15 protein-coding genes are annotated in these 17,310 nt (G+C 73.6%); 6 read left to right on the forward strand and 9 right to left on the reverse strand.

The window, feature by feature from the left end:
- Positions 1-64: 64 nt before the first annotated feature.
- On the reverse strand, positions 65-754 hold the full coding sequence (locus FH715_RS10955; protein ID WP_139643745.1) for a bifunctional DNA primase/polymerase: 690 nt from the start codon (positions 752-754) through the stop codon (positions 65-67).
- Positions 755-983: 229 nt separating this feature from the next.
- Here FH715_RS10955 and ddaH point away from each other — a divergent pair, with 229 nt between their 5' ends.
- Entirely contained in the window at positions 984-1,856 is an 873-nt protein-coding gene (ddaH, locus tag FH715_RS10960; protein WP_342782169.1) for a dimethylargininase, read from the forward strand.
- A 78-nt stretch (positions 1,857-1,934) separates the two neighbouring features.
- Here the strand turns inward: ddaH and FH715_RS10965 are convergent, their stop codons facing one another.
- A complete protein-coding gene (locus FH715_RS10965; protein WP_139643748.1) occupies positions 1,935-2,528 on the reverse strand; it encodes an ADP-ribosyltransferase in 594 nt (197 codons plus the stop codon).
- Between the two features lie 260 nt (positions 2,529-2,788).
- The gene (locus tag FH715_RS10970; protein WP_139643751.1) at positions 2,789-3,844 is read right to left on the reverse strand and encodes a LacI family DNA-binding transcriptional regulator; all 1,056 of its coding nucleotides are present in this window, start codon (positions 3,842-3,844) and stop codon (positions 2,789-2,791) included.
- A 161-nt stretch (positions 3,845-4,005) separates the two neighbouring features.
- Between FH715_RS10970 and FH715_RS10975 the strand changes: the two genes are divergently transcribed.
- The 4 genes from FH715_RS10975 to FH715_RS10990 are packed head-to-tail and all read left to right on the forward strand — an operon-like array spanning position 4,006 to position 9,488.
- On the forward strand, positions 4,006-5,328 hold the full coding sequence (locus FH715_RS10975) for an ABC transporter substrate-binding protein (protein WP_139643753.1): 1,323 nt from the start codon (positions 4,006-4,008) through the stop codon (positions 5,326-5,328).
- Positions 5,325-6,251: a carbohydrate ABC transporter permease gene (locus FH715_RS10980; protein ID WP_139643756.1), complete on the forward strand. Its 927-nt coding sequence runs from the start codon at positions 5,325-5,327 to the stop codon at positions 6,249-6,251. Before FH715_RS10975 ends, FH715_RS10980 begins: the two co-directional genes overlap by 4 nt.
- Positions 6,252-6,254: 3 nt before the next feature.
- On the forward strand, positions 6,255-7,115 hold the full coding sequence (locus FH715_RS10985; protein WP_139643759.1) for a carbohydrate ABC transporter permease: 861 nt from the start codon (positions 6,255-6,257) through the stop codon (positions 7,113-7,115).
- Positions 7,116-7,139: 24 nt separating this feature from the next.
- Positions 7,140-9,488 carry an FAD-dependent oxidoreductase gene (locus tag FH715_RS10990; RefSeq protein ID WP_139643763.1) on the forward strand — a complete coding sequence of 783 codons (2,349 nt, stop codon included), beginning with the start codon at positions 7,140-7,142 and terminating at the stop codon, positions 9,486-9,488.
- 479 nt (positions 9,489-9,967) lie between these two features.
- Here the strand turns inward: FH715_RS10990 and FH715_RS10995 are convergent, their stop codons facing one another.
- From FH715_RS10995 to FH715_RS11020, 6 genes are all read right to left on the reverse strand, one after another.
- Positions 9,968-10,960 carry a small ribosomal subunit Rsm22 family protein gene (locus tag FH715_RS10995; protein WP_246108674.1) on the reverse strand — a complete coding sequence of 331 codons (993 nt, stop codon included), beginning with the start codon at positions 10,958-10,960 and terminating at the stop codon, positions 9,968-9,970.
- Positions 10,957-12,318, reverse strand: a complete 1,362-nt coding sequence (locus FH715_RS11000) for a Bcr/CflA family multidrug efflux MFS transporter (RefSeq protein ID WP_139643766.1) — start codon at positions 12,316-12,318, stop codon at positions 10,957-10,959. The genes FH715_RS10995 and FH715_RS11000 overlap by 4 nt, the downstream gene beginning before the upstream one ends.
- 779 nt (positions 12,319-13,097) lie before the next feature.
- Positions 13,098-14,720, reverse strand: a complete 1,623-nt coding sequence (locus tag FH715_RS11005) for an alkaline phosphatase D family protein (protein WP_139643767.1) — start codon at positions 14,718-14,720, stop codon at positions 13,098-13,100.
- Between the two features lie 244 nt (positions 14,721-14,964).
- Positions 14,965-15,291 (reverse strand): hypothetical protein, encoded by a 327-nt coding sequence (locus FH715_RS11010; RefSeq protein WP_139643770.1) that lies wholly within the window; start codon positions 15,289-15,291, stop codon positions 14,965-14,967.
- Complete coding sequence (locus tag FH715_RS11015) at positions 15,288-15,953, reverse strand: hypothetical protein (RefSeq protein WP_139643772.1); 666 nt, start codon at positions 15,951-15,953, stop codon at positions 15,288-15,290. The genes FH715_RS11010 and FH715_RS11015 overlap by 4 nt, the downstream gene beginning before the upstream one ends.
- On the reverse strand, positions 15,944-16,546 hold the full coding sequence (locus tag FH715_RS11020) for an RNA polymerase sigma factor (protein WP_139643775.1): 603 nt from the start codon (positions 16,544-16,546) through the stop codon (positions 15,944-15,946). Before FH715_RS11020 ends, FH715_RS11015 begins: the two co-directional genes overlap by 10 nt.
- 193 nt (positions 16,547-16,739) lie before the next feature.
- Here FH715_RS11020 and FH715_RS11025 point away from each other — a divergent pair, with 193 nt between their 5' ends.
- Entirely contained in the window at positions 16,740-17,276 is a 537-nt protein-coding gene (locus FH715_RS11025) for an Asp23/Gls24 family envelope stress response protein (protein WP_139643778.1), read from the forward strand.
- The last annotated feature ends 34 nt before the right edge of the window (positions 17,277-17,310 follow it).

Here is a 17,310-nt window from a genome sequence, read left to right on the forward strand (position 1 = left end):
TCCCCGTGGTCGCTCGTGGCTGTGCGTGCTTCCCGCCCGGTCGTCCCGCGCGGGCGGTGTCGGCTCAGCTCGGCCAGGCCGGCTCTCGATGGCTGGCGCAGGCGTCGGTCAGGGTCTCCAGCAGCGCCAACGGGTCGGGCAGCGGGTGCTCGGGGCCCCGCAGCCACCGCGCGCCCTCGCGCCCGTCCTCGGTGAGTCGGGAGGGCGGCAGCAGCACATAGCTGCCCCGGCAGTGCCAGCGCAGCCCGTGGTGTTCGTCCACCGTCTCGGGGTGGCAGTCCAGTTCGCAGGGCCACCACTCGTCCTCGTCGTCCGGGGTGCCCCTGGTCGCGGTGAAGAAGAGCATCCGGTCGGGGTCGACCACGGCGACGGGGCCGACCTCGACCCCGTCGGCGGCCAAACGTTCCAGCGCCTGGTGGCCGGCGGCCAGCGGCACGTCGAGCACGTCGTGGGCGCGGCCGGTGGCGGTGACGAAGTTGGCCTCGGGGTCGGCGCGCAGCCAGCGCAGCACCTGCTCGGGGTCGGTGGTGGCCTCCGCGTTCCAGGTGAGGGAGACCGGGTGCCGCGCCGGCGTGGGACAGCCGATCCGGGCGCAGGAGCAGCCGGGGCCCCTGGGGCGCGCGGCCGGCGCGACGGGCAGCCCCGCCTCGGCGACGGCGAGCAGCGACTCCTCGCGGGCCAGTGCGGCGGCCTCACCGCCGGCGTCCCGACCACCACGACGCCACCAGCGGGGGGTTCTGCTCTCGCGTGCCATCAGCTGCCTACCGCCTCACTTCCGTCTCGTCAGCAGAGCAGCGCTCGGATGTCCCGCGTTATTCCGCGTCCCTGGAAAACCCGCGCGCTCCCGGACGCTCCCGGGGTGCGACCGGGGCGCCTCGGGCCGTACTCCGGGTTGCACTCATCCTGCCCTGTCGCCGCCTCGGATGGGTAATCGGTGGGCCCTGGTGGACGGCGCCCGTGCTGGGCACACTGTGCTCACCGCGGTGCGTTCCGCACCAAGCCAAGCGGCCCTTCACCCACAAGGAGCCTCGGTGTACCGACCTCGTCGCTATCTGATGTGTCCACCGGAACACTTCCGTGTCACGTATTCGATCAATCCGTGGATGGACCTGACCAAGCCTGTCGATGTGCGACTGGCGATGGCCCAGTGGAGCGATCTGCGTGACTGTTATCGCTCGCTCGGCCACTCGGTGGAAGAGCTGACCCCGCACCCCGACCTGCCCGACCTGGTCTTCACGGCCAACGGCGGGCTGCTGCTGGAGGACCGGGTGCTGGGCGCCCGGTTCGCCCACCCCGAGCGGTACGGCGAGGCGGCGGTGCACGAGGAGTGGCACCGGGGACAGGGGCGGAGCGAGTTTCAACGCGCTCAACACACCAACGAGGGCGAGGGCGACTTCGCGGTGACGGCCGACTGGCTGCTGGCCGGCCACGGCTTCCGTTCCAGCCCGCTGGCCCCGCAGGAGGCCCAGGAGTACTTCGGGCGGCCGGTGATCGCGCTGGACCTGGTGGACCCGCGCTTCTACCACCTGGACACCGCGCTGTGCGTGCTGGACGACGCCCCGGGCGAGGGCGACGGGGCGCGGAGCACCGTCATGTACTACCCGGGGGCGTTCTCCCCCGGCAGCCGCGCGGTGCTGCGGCGGCTCTTCCCCGAGGCGATCGTCGCGGCGGAGTCGGACGCGCTGGCGCTGGGGCTGAACGCGGTCTCCGACGGGCACCACGTGGTGCTGCCGCAGGCCGCCGTCGGGCTGCTCGACCCGCTGCGGGAACGCGGGTTCGACCCGGTCCCCATCGACCTGTCGGAGCTGCTGAAGGCGGGCGGCAGCGTCAAGTGCTGCACGGGCGAACTGCGTTGACCCGAGCCCGGGACCGTTGAGACGTCCGCCCGCCGCCGGGCCGAGAGCGCCGGCGGCGGGCGGAGGCGCGGCGCGGGCTCAGCCGCGCCAGGGGGTGTAGTGCGGGTTGTCGACGCACTCGTCCATGATCTCGGTGCGGCTGTCGGCGTCGATCGGACAGGCGCCGACGACGAACTCGGTGGCGATGCCGCCGGGGAAGGCGACCTCGACCTGGTCGGCCCAGCGGTGCTGGTCGCCGATGGTGGCGTTGACGTCGATGCCGCCGGGGGCGTCGATGTAGTAGTTGTAGCCGGCCGAGCGCCAGCCCTTGTACAGGTCGTGGTCGTAGCTGGTGCTGACGAACGGCGACGGCTGGTTGACCAGCACGTACTGCTCCAGGTCGTACTGCCCGCCGACCACGTCCCTCGGCTCGAAGCCCTCCTCGAAGACCACCTCGGGCGCCCTGCCGTCCGCCCGGTACAGCTGGCGGCAGTCGTCCCGGTAGTCGGGGTCGGGGGAGATCCGGTCGACGTCGACGTCGTGGTTGTTGGCCGCGTACAGCGGGTCCTCGACCACGGGGCAGGCGACCGCGGCGCTGGCGACCGGCGCGGCGGTGATCGTGAGAGGGGTCAGCAGCAGGCCGACGGGCAGCGCGAAGACGGCTGCCCGGCGCAGGGTTCGCTTCCAGAACATGGCGCCCACCCTGGCGACCCCGGCCGCCGGCACCGCGCAATGTCACCCGATAGGCGGCGTGGCGCGGCGGCAACGCGACGCCGGCCGACGGGAGTTCACCGCCGCGTCCGGGGGCTGACGCCCCGGAGGCGGGGGAACGTCCCCGCCTGCCGCTCGACGGCCGCCTTCCACGAGGGACATGCCCCGCTCCACGGAAGGGACCCGCCCCTGTCGTGCGACGCGCGGCGGCGCCCCGCCGCGCCCGCGCGCCACCGCCGTCGTCAACTCCCCGCCGCGGCCAGCGAACTGCCGCGCACCAGCAACTCGTGCCCCATGCGCACCGTCCGGTAGGGCAGGTCGTCGCCCCGCGTGATCCGCTCGTTCAGCAGCCGCATCGCCTCCCGGGCGATGCCCCGCTTGTCCGGCGCGACGGTCGTCAGCGGCGGGTTGCAGTACCGCGCCTCGTCCGTGCCGTCGAAGCCGACGACGGCCAGGTCCTCCGGCACCCGCAGCCCCCGTTCCCGCGCGGCGTGCACCGCCCCGACGGCGAGCATGTCGTTGAACGCGAAGACCGCGTCCGGCGGCGCCGGGCCGTCGAGCAGCGCGCCGACCGCCTCGGCGCCCTCGGCGCGGGTGTAGTGGTCGACGCGCGGCGCCAGCGCCGGCTCGAACGGCACCCCCGCCTCCTCCAGCGCGGCGCGGTACCCGGCGATCCGCCGGTGGCTGTTCTCCGTGCCGGCGGCCGGCGACTCGCCCACCGCGGCGACCCTGCGGCGGCCCAGCGCCAGCAGGTGCGCGACGGCCTCCCGCGCCGCGCCCTCGTTGTCGACGATCACCACGTCGCCCGGGCCCCGGTCGCCCTGCTCGCCGAGGAGCACCAGCGGGCGGCCGGCCGCCTGCGCGGCGACCTCGTCGGCGACCAGCGCCTGCGGGAAGAAGACCAGCCCGTCGGTGGGCGTCGGCCCGTAGCCGGCCAGCGCCCGGCGCTCCAACTCGCCGTCGCCCTTGGTCTGTTCGATCAGCACCGTCCAGCCGAGCGCGGCGGCCTCGTCCAGCAGCAGCCGGGCCAGCTCGGCGAAGTAGGAGTTGTCGATGGTCGGAATGGCGAACGAGACGGCGCCCGAGCGGCCGGCCCGCAGGTTGCGGGCCGAGGAGTTCGGCACGTAGCCGATCCGTTCGATGGTCTCCAGGACGCGCTGGCGGGTCGCGTCGGAGACGTTGGGCGCGCCGCGCACCACGTTGGATACCGTCATCACCGACACGCCGGCGAGCGTGGCGACGTCCCTCAGCGAAGGGCGCCCGCCCGGCCGGGGACCTCCGGAAGCTTCACGTGGCATGGCGCCCAGTATGGCGCGAGAGGAACAAGCCGAGCGAGGGGGGTTTACAAGCCAGGTTTAACGTTACACACTCGGGCGAAGTCCAGTCTCAGGACGTGCGACCCGGATGCCGCGAGGCACCCGGGTGCCGTCGTCCTCGAATCCCGCACGAGGCCCCGAACATGCCGCGACACACCCGCGACCCCGCGACCACCCCGCGACCCACCCGCCGGACCGTGCTCGGTCTGGCCGCCACCGGACTGGTGGCGGCCGGCTGTGGCGGCGGGGGAGGTGGTCCCGGGATGGCCGCCTCCTGGTGGGGCGACCCAGGACTCAACGACGCCCTCAACGACGCGGTCGGCGCCTTCCGCGACTCCGGCACCGGACGGCCGCGCGTCCGCTCCGAGTTCCTGCCCTGGGACGGGTACTGGGACAAGCTCGCCACCCGCACCGCCGGCGGCGACACCCCCGACCTGATGATGCAGGCCGCCACCTATCTCCCCGAGTACGTGGGCCGCGGGGCGCTGCGCCCGCTGGACTCCTACCTCGGCGACGCGCTGCGCCTCGACGACGTCGACGCCAGCGCCCGTTCCACCGGCGGCTACCGGGGCAGGACCTACGCCGTCGTGGCCGCGACCAACGCGCTGACCGTGATCGCCGACCGCGGGCTGCTGCGCGGGGTCACGGGACGCGACCTGCCGGACGACCGCGCCTGGACCTGGGACGACCTGGAGGAGCTGGCCGGCGAGGTGCACCGCGCCTCGGACGGGGAGACCTTCGGCCTCCAGGACGGCGGCGGCGACCTGATGGCGTTCCAGCTCTTCGTGCGCCAGCGCGGGCGCGAACTCTTCGACGGGGACGACCGCCTGGCGTTCCCCGTCGACTGGCTGGCCGAGTGGCTGGCGCTGTGGCAGCGGCTGCGCGAGAGCGGCGCGGCGCCGCCCGCCGACATGACGGCGGAGAGCGTCAACATGCTGGCGCAGAGCCCGATGGTGCGCGGCCGGGCCGCGATGTCCTTCGCCTGGACCCAGGACATCGGCTCGCACGCCTCGCTGCGCGAGGCCGAGTACGCGGCGCTGCTGCCGCCGGGCCCTTCGCGGAGCGCGCCGGGCGAGGCGCGCCCCGGGCTGTGGATCAACGCGGCCAGCCTGTGGTCGGTCGCCGCCGAGACCCGGCACGCGGACACGGCGGTGGAGCTGGTGGACTTCCTGGTCAACGACCCGGCGGCCGAGGAGCTGCTGGGCACCCGGCTGGGCACCCCGCCGCGCGCCGACGCGCGCGCCCGGGCGCGCGAGGGCGCGGACGCGGTGACCCGGGTCTCGCTGGACTACATGGACCTGGTCGCCGAGTACTCCACGCCGCTGCCCCGGGTGTGGCCGCTCGGCTTCACCGAGCTGCGTTCGGAGTTCAACCGCTACAACCAGGACGTGGGCTTCGGCCTGCGCTCCCCCGAGGCCGCGGCCGACGCCTACTACGACTACGCGGCGGGGGTGGTCGAGGGATGAGCGCCTCCCCCCGCACCCGCGTCCGTGTCCGGGCCCGCCACCGGCACAACGGCTGGGGCTATCTCTTCCTGGCGCCCTGGCTGGTGGGCTTCTTCCTGCTGGTCCTCGGCCCGATGGCCGCCTCGCTGGCGCTGTCGTTCACGGACTTCAACCTCTTCGACCCGCCGAAGTGGATCGGTCTGGACAACTACCGCCAGGCGTTCTTCGACGACGAGCGGTTCTGGAACGCGCTGCGCGTCACCTTCACCTATGTCTTCGCCTCGGTGCCGGCGCGGCTGGCGTTCGCGCTGGCCGTGGCGATGCTGCTCAACCGGGGCGTGCGCGGGCTGCGGGTCTACCGCGCGGTCTACTATCTGCCGTCGCTGCTGGGCGGCAGCGTCGCCATCGCGGTGCTGTGGCGGCAGCTCTTCGGCTCCGACGGGCTGCTCAACCACTTCCTGTCGTGGTTCGGCGCGGACACCGGGCACTCCTGGATCGCCGACCCCGACACCTCGCTGCTGACCATGATCGTGCTGGCGGCCTGGCAGTTCGGCTCGCCGATGATCATCTTCCTGGCGGGGCTGCGGCAGATCCCGCAGGAGTTGTACGAGGCGGCGGAGCTGGACGGCGCCGGGCCGATCGCCCGGTTCCGCGCGGTGACGCTGCCGCTGCTGAGCCCGTTGATCTTCTTCAACCTGCTGCTCCAGGTGATCGGCGCGTTCCAGGCGTTCACCCCGGCGTACGTGGTGAGCAACGGCACCGGCGGGCCCTCGGACTCGACGCTCTTCTACACCCTCTACCTGTACGAGGAGGGGTTCACCCAGTTCCACATGGGCTACGCGTCGGCGCTTGCCTGGGTGCTCTTCGCGGTGATCGCGGTCTTCTCGGCGATCGCCTTCCTCTCGTCCAAGTACTGGGTCCACTACGCGGATGTGAGGAGCTGACCGATGTCCGTGCTCAACCGCCCCGCCGGCACCACGGCACCGTCCTGGCGCCGCTTCGCGCTGCACGCGGCGCTGGCCGCCGGCGCGTTCGTCACCGTCTACCCGCTGCTGTGGATGACGGGCAGCTCGCTGAAGCCGGAGAACGAGATCTTCGGCGGCTCCTCCCCGGTCCCCGGCAACCCGACCACCGAGCACTACACCGAGGGCTGGAGCGCCGGTGGCGACTTCGGTACGTACTTCCTCAACTCGCTGACCATCTCGGTACTCGCGGTGATCGGGAACGTCCTCGCCTGCTCGATGGCGGCCTATGCCTTCGCGCGGCTGGACTTCCGGTTCCGCAAGCTGTGGTTCGCGCTGATGCTGGCCACGATCATGCTGCCGTACCACGCGGTGCTGATCCCGCAGTACTTCCTCTTCCACGAGCTGGGCTGGGTCAACACGATCCTGCCGCTGGTCATCCCGAAGTTCCTGGCCACGGACGCGTTCTTCGTCTTCCTGATGGTGCAGTTCATCCGCTCGCTGCCGCCCGAGCTGGACCAGGCGGCGGCGATCGACGGCTGCAACCCGTTCCAGACCTACCGGCGCCTGATCTTCCCGCTGCTGCGGCCGGCGCTGGTGACCACGGCCGCCTTCACGTTCATCTGGACCTACGAGGACTTCTTCAGCCAGCTGGTCTACCTCAACGACAGCAGCCAGTACACGGTCCCGCTGGGGCTGCGGATGTTCCTCAACTCGATGGGCGACTCCAGTTACGGCCAGCTGTTCGCCATGTCCGTCCTGACCGTGCTGCCGGTCTTCGTGCTCTTCGTCCTCTTCCAGAAGCACCTGGTCGAGGGCATCTCGACCGGCTCGGTCAAGGGCTGAAACCCTCCCAAGGAGACACTCCCCATGCACCACCTCACCGAAAACTACGACGTCGTCGTCTGCGGCGGCGGCCTGGCGGGCCTCAGCGCCGCCGTCGCGGCGGCGCGCCACGGCTCCCGCACCTGCCTGGTGCAGGACCGCCCCGTCCTCGGCGGCAACAGCTCCTCCGAGATCCGGGTGGTGCCGCGCGGCGCCGCCATCTACCACGCGTACGCCCGCGAGACGGGCGTCGTCTCCGAGCTGCTGGCGGCCGAACGCGCCACCAACCACGAGGAGATCTTCGAGAACGGCTGGACCAACGGCGTCTGGGACCTCGTCCAGTACGACCTGGTGATGAACACCCCGGGCCTGACGCCGCACCTCAACACCTCGGTCACCGGCGTCGACGTCACCGACGGGCGGATCACCTCGATCACCGCCCGCACCACCCACGCCGAGACCGAACTGACGCTGCGCGCCGACGTGTTCGTCGACTGCACCGGCGACGGCGTGGTGGCCGACCTCGCCGGCTGCGAGTGGCGCATGGGCACGGAGGGCGCGGACGAGTTCGACGAGCCGCACGCGCCGCCGACCGCCAACGACAACGTGATGGGCTCCTCCATCCACTTCAAGACCCGGGACGTCGGCTACCCGGTCGAGTTCGAACTGCCCTCCTGGGCGGTCGAGTACGACGACGCCTCGTTCTTCTACAAGGGCGGCCGGCGGCCCAGCACGCTGCGCGGCGGCTTCTGGTGGATCGAGATCGGCGTGCCGTGGCACACCATCCACGACAACGAGCGCATCCGCCACGAGCTGACCCGGCACGCCCTCGGCGTCTGGGACTGGATCAAGAACAAGGACCCGAAGCTGAGGGAACGCGCCGCCACCTACGCGCTGGACTGGATCGGCCAGCTGCCCGGCAAGCGGGAGAGCCGCCGGATCATGGGCCAGCACCTGATGACCGAGCACGACCTGCGGCGGCCCGAGCCGTTCGAGGACGAGATCGCCTACGGCGGCTGGAACATCGACCTGCACACCCCCGGCGGGCTGCTCGCCCCCACCAGCGAGCCGACGGCCGCCGAGGGCCACGACCCGTCCGCCTCGGCCGCGGTGGCCGCCTACGTCGGCCCGTTCGGCATCCCGCTGCGCAGCCTGACCGCCAAGGACGTGGACAACCTGCTGATGGCAGGCCGCAACGTGAGCGCCACCCATGTCGCGCTCGGCTCCGTGCGGGTGCAGAACACCACGGCGCTGATGGGCCAGGCCGCCGGCACCGCCGCCGCCGTCGCGGTGCGCCGCGGGCTGACGGCGGCGGCCGTGCCGGCGGAGGCCGTCGACGAGGTGCAGCAGACGCTGCTGCGGGACGGCTGCTTCCTGCCGAACGTCCTCAACACCGACGCCGACGACCTCGCCCGCCGGGCGCACGCCGTCCACGCCAGCTCGGAGGCGGTGCTGCACGGCGCGGGTCCGCACGACCCGTGGCGCGCCGAAGGGTGGGACCGGCGCAGGAAGTTCGGGCCCGACGACCCGGCCGACGAGCTGACGGCCCGCCGGGGCCAGTGGATCGGCGCCGAGATCGCCGACGGCCGCTTCACGCTGCGCGAGATCGAGGTGTGCCTGAGCAACGACGGGGACGAGGAACGCGAGGTCGCCGTCTCACTGCTGCCCGTCGACCACATCTGGGACTACCGCGTCGACCGGGAACCGCTGGCCACCACCACGCTGCGGGTGCCCCCCGGGCGGCACCACTGGCTCCCGTGGCGGCCCGAGCTGGGGAGTTCGGCGGCGGTCGAGGCGCTGCCCGGCACCGGCCACCGCTATCTGCGGCTGGACCTGGCGGCCACGCCAGGGGTGCGCTGGCACACGGCGAACCGCGTCGAGCCGGGCCACGTCAGCGCGTTCCAGATGGCCAGCGGGCAGCTGCGCCGCTTCCGCGACGGGGTCACCGCCGCGTTCCGCGTCTCCCCGCCGCAGGGCTGCTACGGGCCGGGGAACGTGCTCAGCGGCGAGACCAGGCCGCACCGCGCGGTGAACGTCTGGCGCTCCGACCCGGCGGCGCCGCTGCCGCAGTGGGTGGCGGCGGAGTGGGACGAGCCGGTCGAGCTGCGCACGGTGCAGCTGACGTTCCCCGGCCATCTGATCCGCGACTACGAGGTGTACGGCCCGTTCTACCGGGACCCGCAGTGCGCCCGCGACTACACGGTCGAGGTCACCGAGGCGGCGCCCGGCGAGCCCGCCGAGTGGCGGCCCGTGGTGACGGTGACCGGCAACTACCAGCCGCGGCGGCGCCACGAGCTGGCGGAGCCGGTCCGGGCGCGGCGGGTGCGGGTGGTCGTCCACGCGACCAACGGCGACCCGTCGGCGGCCCTGTACGAACTCCGCTGCTACGGCTGACCGCCCACGAACGCACCGCGCCGAGGACGACCACCCACCCAGCCGGTGCGGCACCGTAGTCGCCTGGCCCCCGCCACCCATGCACCGCGCAGTTCCCCGCGCCCCCAAGCCGCCCACCGGCAGTGAAGGGGCGCGGGGAACTGCGCGAGCAACCACACACCGGGCTCACGCCGACAACCCACCCAGCCACGAAGCTCCGTACTCGACCAACCCCCGCCACCCAGCATTCGCGCAGTTCCCCGCGCCCCCAAGCCGCCCACCACCGGTGAAGGGGCGCGGGGAACTGCGCGAGCAACCCAACGCCGGGGCGAGGACGACAACCCGCCCAGACCGGCAAGGTCAGTAGTCGGCCAACCCCCGCCACGAACGCACCGCGCCCCCAAAGACGGCCGCCCGCGGCAGTGCGGGGGCGAGCAACCACTCACCGGGGCAAGGACGACACACGCCGCTGCCCGTCCGGCAAGGACCCCGTCGCGGGGTCAGCCGCCCGGCAGGGCGTACGGGTCGCCCCACGCCGTGTCGCGGGCCAGCCGATAGGCCCCCGCGCCGTGCCGCTTGGTGACGGTGCGGGCCTCCGTCGTGCCGTCCGGGAGGCACAGGTCGAGCAGCACCTGCCCCTTCCGCTGCCGCGGCCGGCGAATCACTCGGGGCTCTCCCCCGCCGACCGCCGGCGGGTCGCTGAAGGCCACGACATAGGAGAACTTCTCGTCCTCGTAGGGGAGTTCGCCCCCCTTGACCCGCCGGTGCAGCGCGGAACGGTTGACCCGGGTCCCGAAGTGGCACCAGTCCTCGCCGACGGTCAACGGGCAGCTCGCGCCGTGCGGGCACGGCGCGAGCACCGTGAGGCCTGCCGCCAGCAGCTGGTCCCTGGCGGCGCGCACCCGCAGATAGCCGTCCGGGGTGCCGGGCTCCACCAGCACGACGGCCCGCCCGGCCGCGGCCACCGCCGCGACGGTGGCCTCCCGTTGGGCCTCGGGCAGCTCGCCCAGCACATAGGAGACGGTGACCAGTTCGGCCGTGGGCAGCTCGGCGCCGATGGCGTGCCGGCGCCACTCGGCGGCACGCACCGCGGCCGGCGCGGCCGGCGCGCCGGCCAGCTCGCGGCCGAGGTCGAGCGCGGGGCCCGCCCGGTCGAGGACGAGGGTCGGGCGTTCCGTCGGCCAGACCCTTGTGGCGGCCCAGGTCGCGGCGCCGGTCCCGCCCCCCAGGTCGAGGTGGCTGGCCGGGGTCCAGTCGGGAAGCCTGGCCGCGAAGGCGGCCAGCGCGGCCGAGACCGCCTCGAAGGTGGCCGGCATCCGGTAGGCGGCGTAGGCGACGGCGTCGGACCGGTCGCGCAGCTCGGGCGCCGGGCCAGGGGTGGTGCCCCGGTACCCGGCCATCAGCCGCTCGACGGCGCCCGCCGCGCCGCGCGGCGGCAGCCCGGCGAGCAGCCCTTCGAGCGAGGCCCGCAGTTGGTCGGAGGTGCTGGTCACCCGGGAAGTGTAGGCCGGGCGGCGGACCGCTTCGGCCGGCACATCGTGAAGTAGCACAGCGCCCCGGCGAGCACCGCGACCAGCTGGACGACGGCCATCGGCACGGCGGTGTGCTCCCCGGCGACGCCCACCAGCGGGGAGGCGACCGCGCCGATGAAGAACTGGAACGCGCCCAGCAGCGCGGAGGCCGCGCCCGCCGCGTGCGGCGCCCGGTCCAAGCCCTCGGAGTTGGCGTTGGGCAGCACCAGCGGCATGGAGCCCATCAGGAAGAAGAGCCCGACGGAGATCGCCAGCAGGTTGGCCTCGCCGAAGACGCCGGTGGTCATCACCAGCAGCGCGACGGCGGAGAGGGTGATCATGCCGAGCCCGATCGACATGGTGCGGTGCACCGGGACGCGGCCGACCAGGATCTTTCCGTTGACCTGGCTCATCAGCACCAGGGCGATGGAGTTGGCCATGAAGACCATGCTGTAGGTCTGCGGCGAGGCCCCGTAGATCTCCTGCACCACGAACGGCGAGGCCGCGACGTAGGCGAAGAGCGCGGCGAAGACCAGGCTGCCGACCAGCAGATGGCCGGTGAAGACGCGGTCCTTGAAGAGCCCTCCCATGGCGCGCAGCGCGGCCGGCACGCCGCCGCTCTGCCGGCGCTCGGGCGGCAGGGTCTCGGGCAGCCAGCGGATGACCACGAAGATCAGCACCACGCCGGTGCCGGCAAGCACCAGGAAGATGCCGCGCCAGTCCGTGACCCGCATCAACTGGCCGCCGAAGACCGGCGCGAGGATCGGCGCCACGCCGGAGACCAGCATCAGGGTCGAGAAGAACCGCGCCATCGCGACGCCGGAGTAGAGGTCGCGGACGATGGCCCGCGCGATCACGACGCCGGCCGAGCCGGCCAGCCCCTGCACGAACCGGCAGCCCGTCAGGATCTCGACCGTCGGCGCGAACGCGCAGGCGACGGAGGCGACCACGTAGCAGGCCATGCCGGCGATCAGCGGCCAACGGCGGCCGAGCTGGTCGCTCATGGGTCCCACGATGAGCTGCCCGAGGCCGAGGCCCAGCAGGCAGGCGGTGAGCGTGAGCTGGATGGTGGCGGCGCCGGTGCCCAGCGAGTCGGCGACCTCGGGGAGCGCCGGCAGGTACATGTCGATGGAGAGCGGCGGCAGAGCCGAGAGGCTGCCCAGGATCAGGACGATCAGCAGCCCCGCCTTGCGGCGCTTGCTGAGCTGCGGGGTGGGGAGCGGAGTATGGAGGGCGGCGGTGGATATCCCGGGGGGGGCTCCGGTGGATATCTCGGTGGCGTTGGGGGGACGAACGTCGGAACCTGATACGGCCGTTGGGCTCTGGCCGAGCTGAGTCATGCACCTCTCCGGGAATCGTTAGGACGACCCAATCATCCCACGATCTGCCTTCGCCGCCTTCGGATAACGGCCGGACGAATGACGCGTTCCCGGCGGACGAACGCCACCGGAACCGCGCGCGTCGCCCGCTCGTTTGCGCTGGCCAGCGCCGTCCTGACGCGCCGCCCCCGGCCGGGGGCCGCCTGCCGGCGGGGCGCCGGGAGGGCCCTGCGGGGCCCTCCGACCCGGAAGTGAAACGCGTCTCATCTCCGCCGGAACGACCACCCACCCACCCGGTGCACCGTCGCTGTCGTCCGCACCCCGCCACGAATGCACCTGGCCGACCACGCCAGCCCACACCAGGGGCGCGGGGAACTGCGCGAGCAACCCACCACCGGGCCGAGGACGACAACCCACCCAGACCGGCAAGGTCAGTAGTCGACCAACCCCCGCCACCCATGCACCGCGCAGTTCCCCGCGCCCCCAAGCCCGCCGTCACCTGCCGAACGTGAACCCGCACCTGACCCACCACGCCCACCACAACCAGGGGCGCGGGGAACTGCGCGAGCAACCGACCACCGGGCCGCACCCGACAACCCACCTGAGCCACGCACGTGAATAGTCGACCAACCCCCGCCACCCATGCACCGCGCAGTTCCCCGCGCCCCCAAGCCGCCCACCGCCGGTGAAGGGGCGCGGGGAACTGCGCGAGCAACCCACCACCGGGGCGCAGACGACAACCCACCCACCCACGAAGCTCCGTAGTCGACCAACCCCAACGCCCCGCGCGGGGACGGCGGTCAGGCCCGCCGGAGGCCCGGCTCTCCCGCCGTCGTGGTGAACGTGGCGGCCGTCGTGACGCCCGCGTCGGGGGTCGTGACGCGGTCGACCACGCGGTACTCCGCGCGGGCCGCCGTCTCGTCCAGGGTCACCACCACATACCCCCGCCGCCCGTCGTAGAAGCGGAGATGCGGGTTGGCGCCGGTCAACGCCTCCCAGTTGGCCGGCCGTTCCGCCCCGTCCCCGCCGCTCGCGACCGAGCTGGTGACCAGCTCGACCCCGACCGTGCGGGAGTCCGGGTCGTCCCAGTCGGCCTTCAGGTCGAACGCGTAGTGCACGTGGACGTCCCCCGTGCACACCACCAGGTTCTCGACGCCCGCCTCCTCCGCCGACGCCAACAGCCGTTCCCGCGCCGCGGGGTAGCCGTCCCAGGAGTCCATCGACAGCGGCCACGGCCCGGTCACCCGGTCGCGGCGGCGGGCCACCGTCACCTGCTGCGGGACGACGTTCCACACCGCCTCCGACCCGCGCCAGCCGTCGGCCAGCCAGCGTTCCTGCTCCGCGCCGAGCAGCGTGCGCGCCGGGTCGGCGGCCTCCTCGCCCGGCAGCTGCCAGCCGTCGCCGTGCGCCTGGTCGTCGCGGTACTGCCGGGTGTCGAGGATGTCGAGCTGGGCCAGGCGCCCGTAGTGGAGCCGGCGGTGCAGCCGCAGGTCGGGGCCGTCGGGCAGCTGGGGGGTGCGCAGCGGCATGTTCTCCCAGTAGGCGCGGTAGGCGGCGGCCCTGCGCACCAGGAACTCCTCGACGGGGTCGTCCTGTTCGGAGACCGCGCCGGCGTAGTTGTTGTCCACCTCGTGGTCGTCCCAGGTGACGACGAACGGGTGCGCGGCGTGCGCGGCCTGGAGGTCGGGGTCGGAGTGGTAGAGCGCGTAACGGGTGCGGTAGTCCTCCAGCGTGCGGGTCTCGCGGTTCAGGTGGGAGGGCACCGGGGTGCCGCGCACGCCGGCGGTGGCGTCGACCGCGTACTCGTAGAGGTAGTCGCCGAGGTGCAGCACCGCGTCCAGTTCCGGCTCGGCGGCCAGGTGCCGGTAGGCGGTGTAGAAGCCCTGGTCGTAACGCTGGCAGGAGACCAGTCCGAAGCGCACCGCGGCGGGCAGCGCGCCCGGCGCCGGCGCCGTCTTCGTGCGACCGGTGGCAGATGACCAGTCGCCGGTGGTAAAGCGGTAGTGGTAGGTGGTGGCGGGTTCGAGCCCGGCGACCTCGACGTGCACGCTGTGCGCGAACTCGGGGTGGGCCACCTCGGTGCCGGAGGCGACGGGCCGGGTGAAGTCGGCGTCGCGCGCGACCTCCCAGGCGACCTCGTAGGGCTCGGCCGGCAGCCCGCCGTCCAGCTCCAGGGGCAGCGGCGCCAGCCGCGTCCACAGCACGACGGAGTCGGGCAGCGGGTCGCCCGAGGCGACTCCGAGGGTGAACGGGTCGCTCTCCAGGGCCGATCCGTCGGCTGCGGGGGCGGCGTGGGCGGTGTTCGGCAGGTTCGCGGCGAACGCGATCGCGGCGGCGGCGCCGGTCACGGTGAGGAAGCGGCGGCGGTCGATCCGGCGGGCGGCGGTGCGGAGTTCGTCGGTGGGGGACGGAAGCTGCGTCATGTACACGAGTGCAGCCAGCGCGGCCTACGGGCGGCTGACCCCGCCCTGGCGCCCGGCCGGCGATCCGATGGCCGCCATCGGGCCGGCGGGCGAAGCGCGGGCCACGCGCGAACTCCGCCCCGTTAAGCCCGGGTTGCCCAAGCCTTCGCCCGCCGAAAGGGAACGGTCGGACCCGTTCGCCATACGAGCACCGTTCGGTCGGTGAACGGTCGAAGCGGTCGGCAAACCCGCCGCCCGGCGAAGCTCAGGTGATGCTCGTGACGGTCACGGTGACGCCCAGCGGTCCGGCGGGTGTCCCGGGCGCCGCCTCGGCCACCGCGCCGCGCACCGCGCGCCGCACCGCGCGGGTCACGTCGACCGCCCGGTGGCCCCGCACGACGCCCACCGACACCTCCACGCGCCACCCGCCGCCCGGCAGCGGATCGACGCGCACCCCGCCGGCGCCCCGCCCGCCCGGGCGCCCGCGCAGCAGCCCGGCGATGCCGGACGCGGGGAAGGCCACGCCCTCCACGCCGCGCACCGCGAGGCCGACCGCCTCCCGCACGCGGTCCCGGACACCGTTCCCGTTCACCGCGCCCGCCTCTCGCCACCCGGGAGGGTGTCCGTCAGGTCCAGCACATGCACGTCCACCGTCCGCACCTCCAGGCCCAGTTCCTCGTCGGCGGCCACCGCCAGCCGCGCCCGCACCGCCTCGGCCAGCTCGGGCACCGTCCACCGCAGCCCGGCCACCATCTCGATCCGCACCGCGACCGGCCCGCGCGGCGGGCCCTGGCCGGAGGAGTGCGCGCCCAGCGGCGCGATCCGGCAGCTGCCGACCCGCACCCCGCCCAGCTCCTCCACCGCGTCCCTGAAGACCCGTGCCACCGCGGCCTCCACGATCCACGCGTCCTCGTTGGGCTCCCCCAGCGGCAGGGTGCGGCCGGGGCGCAGTTCGAGCCGGACGATCTCCATCACCCGGGTCGTCACGCGCGAGGCCAGGCCCTGGGGCGCCGGCGCGTGCTCCTCGGCGGCCCTGGTCGCGGCCACCACCTCGCCCAGCGCGCGCAGCTCGGCGAGCGCCGCCTGGCAGTACGCGCACTCCCGGGTGTGCGGGTCGGCGGCGGTCCTGCCCTCGTCCCACGCCTCCCACAGTTCGGCGAGCGGCCGGCCGCAGTCCAGGATCTCCTCGTCCGGGGCCCGCTCCACGTGCGGCTCCTCGCCGCTCCCGGAGGCGCCCGCTCCCTCTAGCGCCATGCTTCCATCGCCTCCATCAGGTAACGCCTGGCTCGGAAGAGCCGACCCCGGACGGCCTGCGGCGTGATGCCGACCGCCTGTGCGATCTCCTCGTAGCTCTGCCCGTGGAACTCCCGCAGCACCCAGCACGCCCGCTGCTCGGGCGAGAGCCCGCCGAGCGCGTCGCGCAGCGCGCGGACCGCCGCCCGGTTCTCCGCGGCGCGCGCCGGGGACGCCAGCGCCTCCGGCGCCTCCGGCTCGGCGACCGCCTCCAGCGGGTCGGTGGGGCGGCCGGCGCGGAGCAGATTCAGACAGCGGTTGGTCACGATCCGGTACATCCAGCTGCGGAACGCCGCGTCCCCGCGGAACTCCGGCAGCCGCCGCCAGGCGCTGACGAACGCGTCCTGCACGGCGTCCTCCGCGTCCGCCGAGGCGCCCACCCCCGCGCGCCCGCCGAGCAACTGCCCGGCCAGCCGCAGCAGCACGGGCCCGTGCCGGTGCACCAGCGCCTCGAAGGCGGCCTCGTCGCCCTCGCGGGCACGGGCCGTCAGCAGGGCGTCGTCGCCCCCGCTGTCGTTACCGGTCTCCGCCCCGGCATCGGCGTCGATCGCCACCCCTCGCTCCTCACTGGACTACTCGCGCCACCGTTCCCACCCCTGCTCTACCCGAGGCACCCGGGGGCGCGCCATGGCCGAAACACGACCGTCTCAAAAAACGTGCGTGACGTTTCCCGAACCACCGTGTCCTACCAGATGTGAGCGCGACCGGGCTTCCGGTCGCGGCCCGACCGACGAAAGGCAGGCAGCCATGGCAACCAAGACAGCCTCGCACAGTGCCGCTGACAGCGCCCAGGACCAGACCGCCGCCGGGGACGAGCGGCTGCCGCGCCAGACGGCGGCGGCCGGGCGGGACGCGAACACCACGGTGAGCGAGGGCACCTCCGGCACGCAGGAGCCGGCGGCGACCCGCGGGCGCACCTCGATCGCCGGCGGCGTCGTGGAGAAGATCGCCGGAATGGCGGCCCGCGAGGTCCCCGGCGTGCACGCCCTCGGCGGCACCCTCTCCCGCACCCTGGGCGCCGTCCGCGACCGCGTCCCCGGCGGCAGGACCCAGGTCTCGCGCGGCGTCAAGGTGGAGGTCGGCCAGCGGCAGACCGCCATCGAGCTGGACGTGATGGTCGAGTACGGCGTGCCGATCAGCGACCTGGCGCGCGAGGTGCGGGAGAACGTGATCTCCGCCGTGGAGCGGATGACCGGCCTTGAGGTGATCGAGGTCAACGTCTCGATCGTCGATGTGCGCCTCCCCGACGAGGAGCTGGAGGACGACGAGCCGCGCGTGCAGTGACGCGTCGCGTACGGTGACGACGCGCACCGTGACG

This window comes from Streptomyces sedi (assembly GCF_006335015.1).
Lineage (GTDB): Bacteria > Actinomycetota > Actinomycetes > Streptomycetales > Streptomycetaceae > Streptomyces > Streptomyces sedi.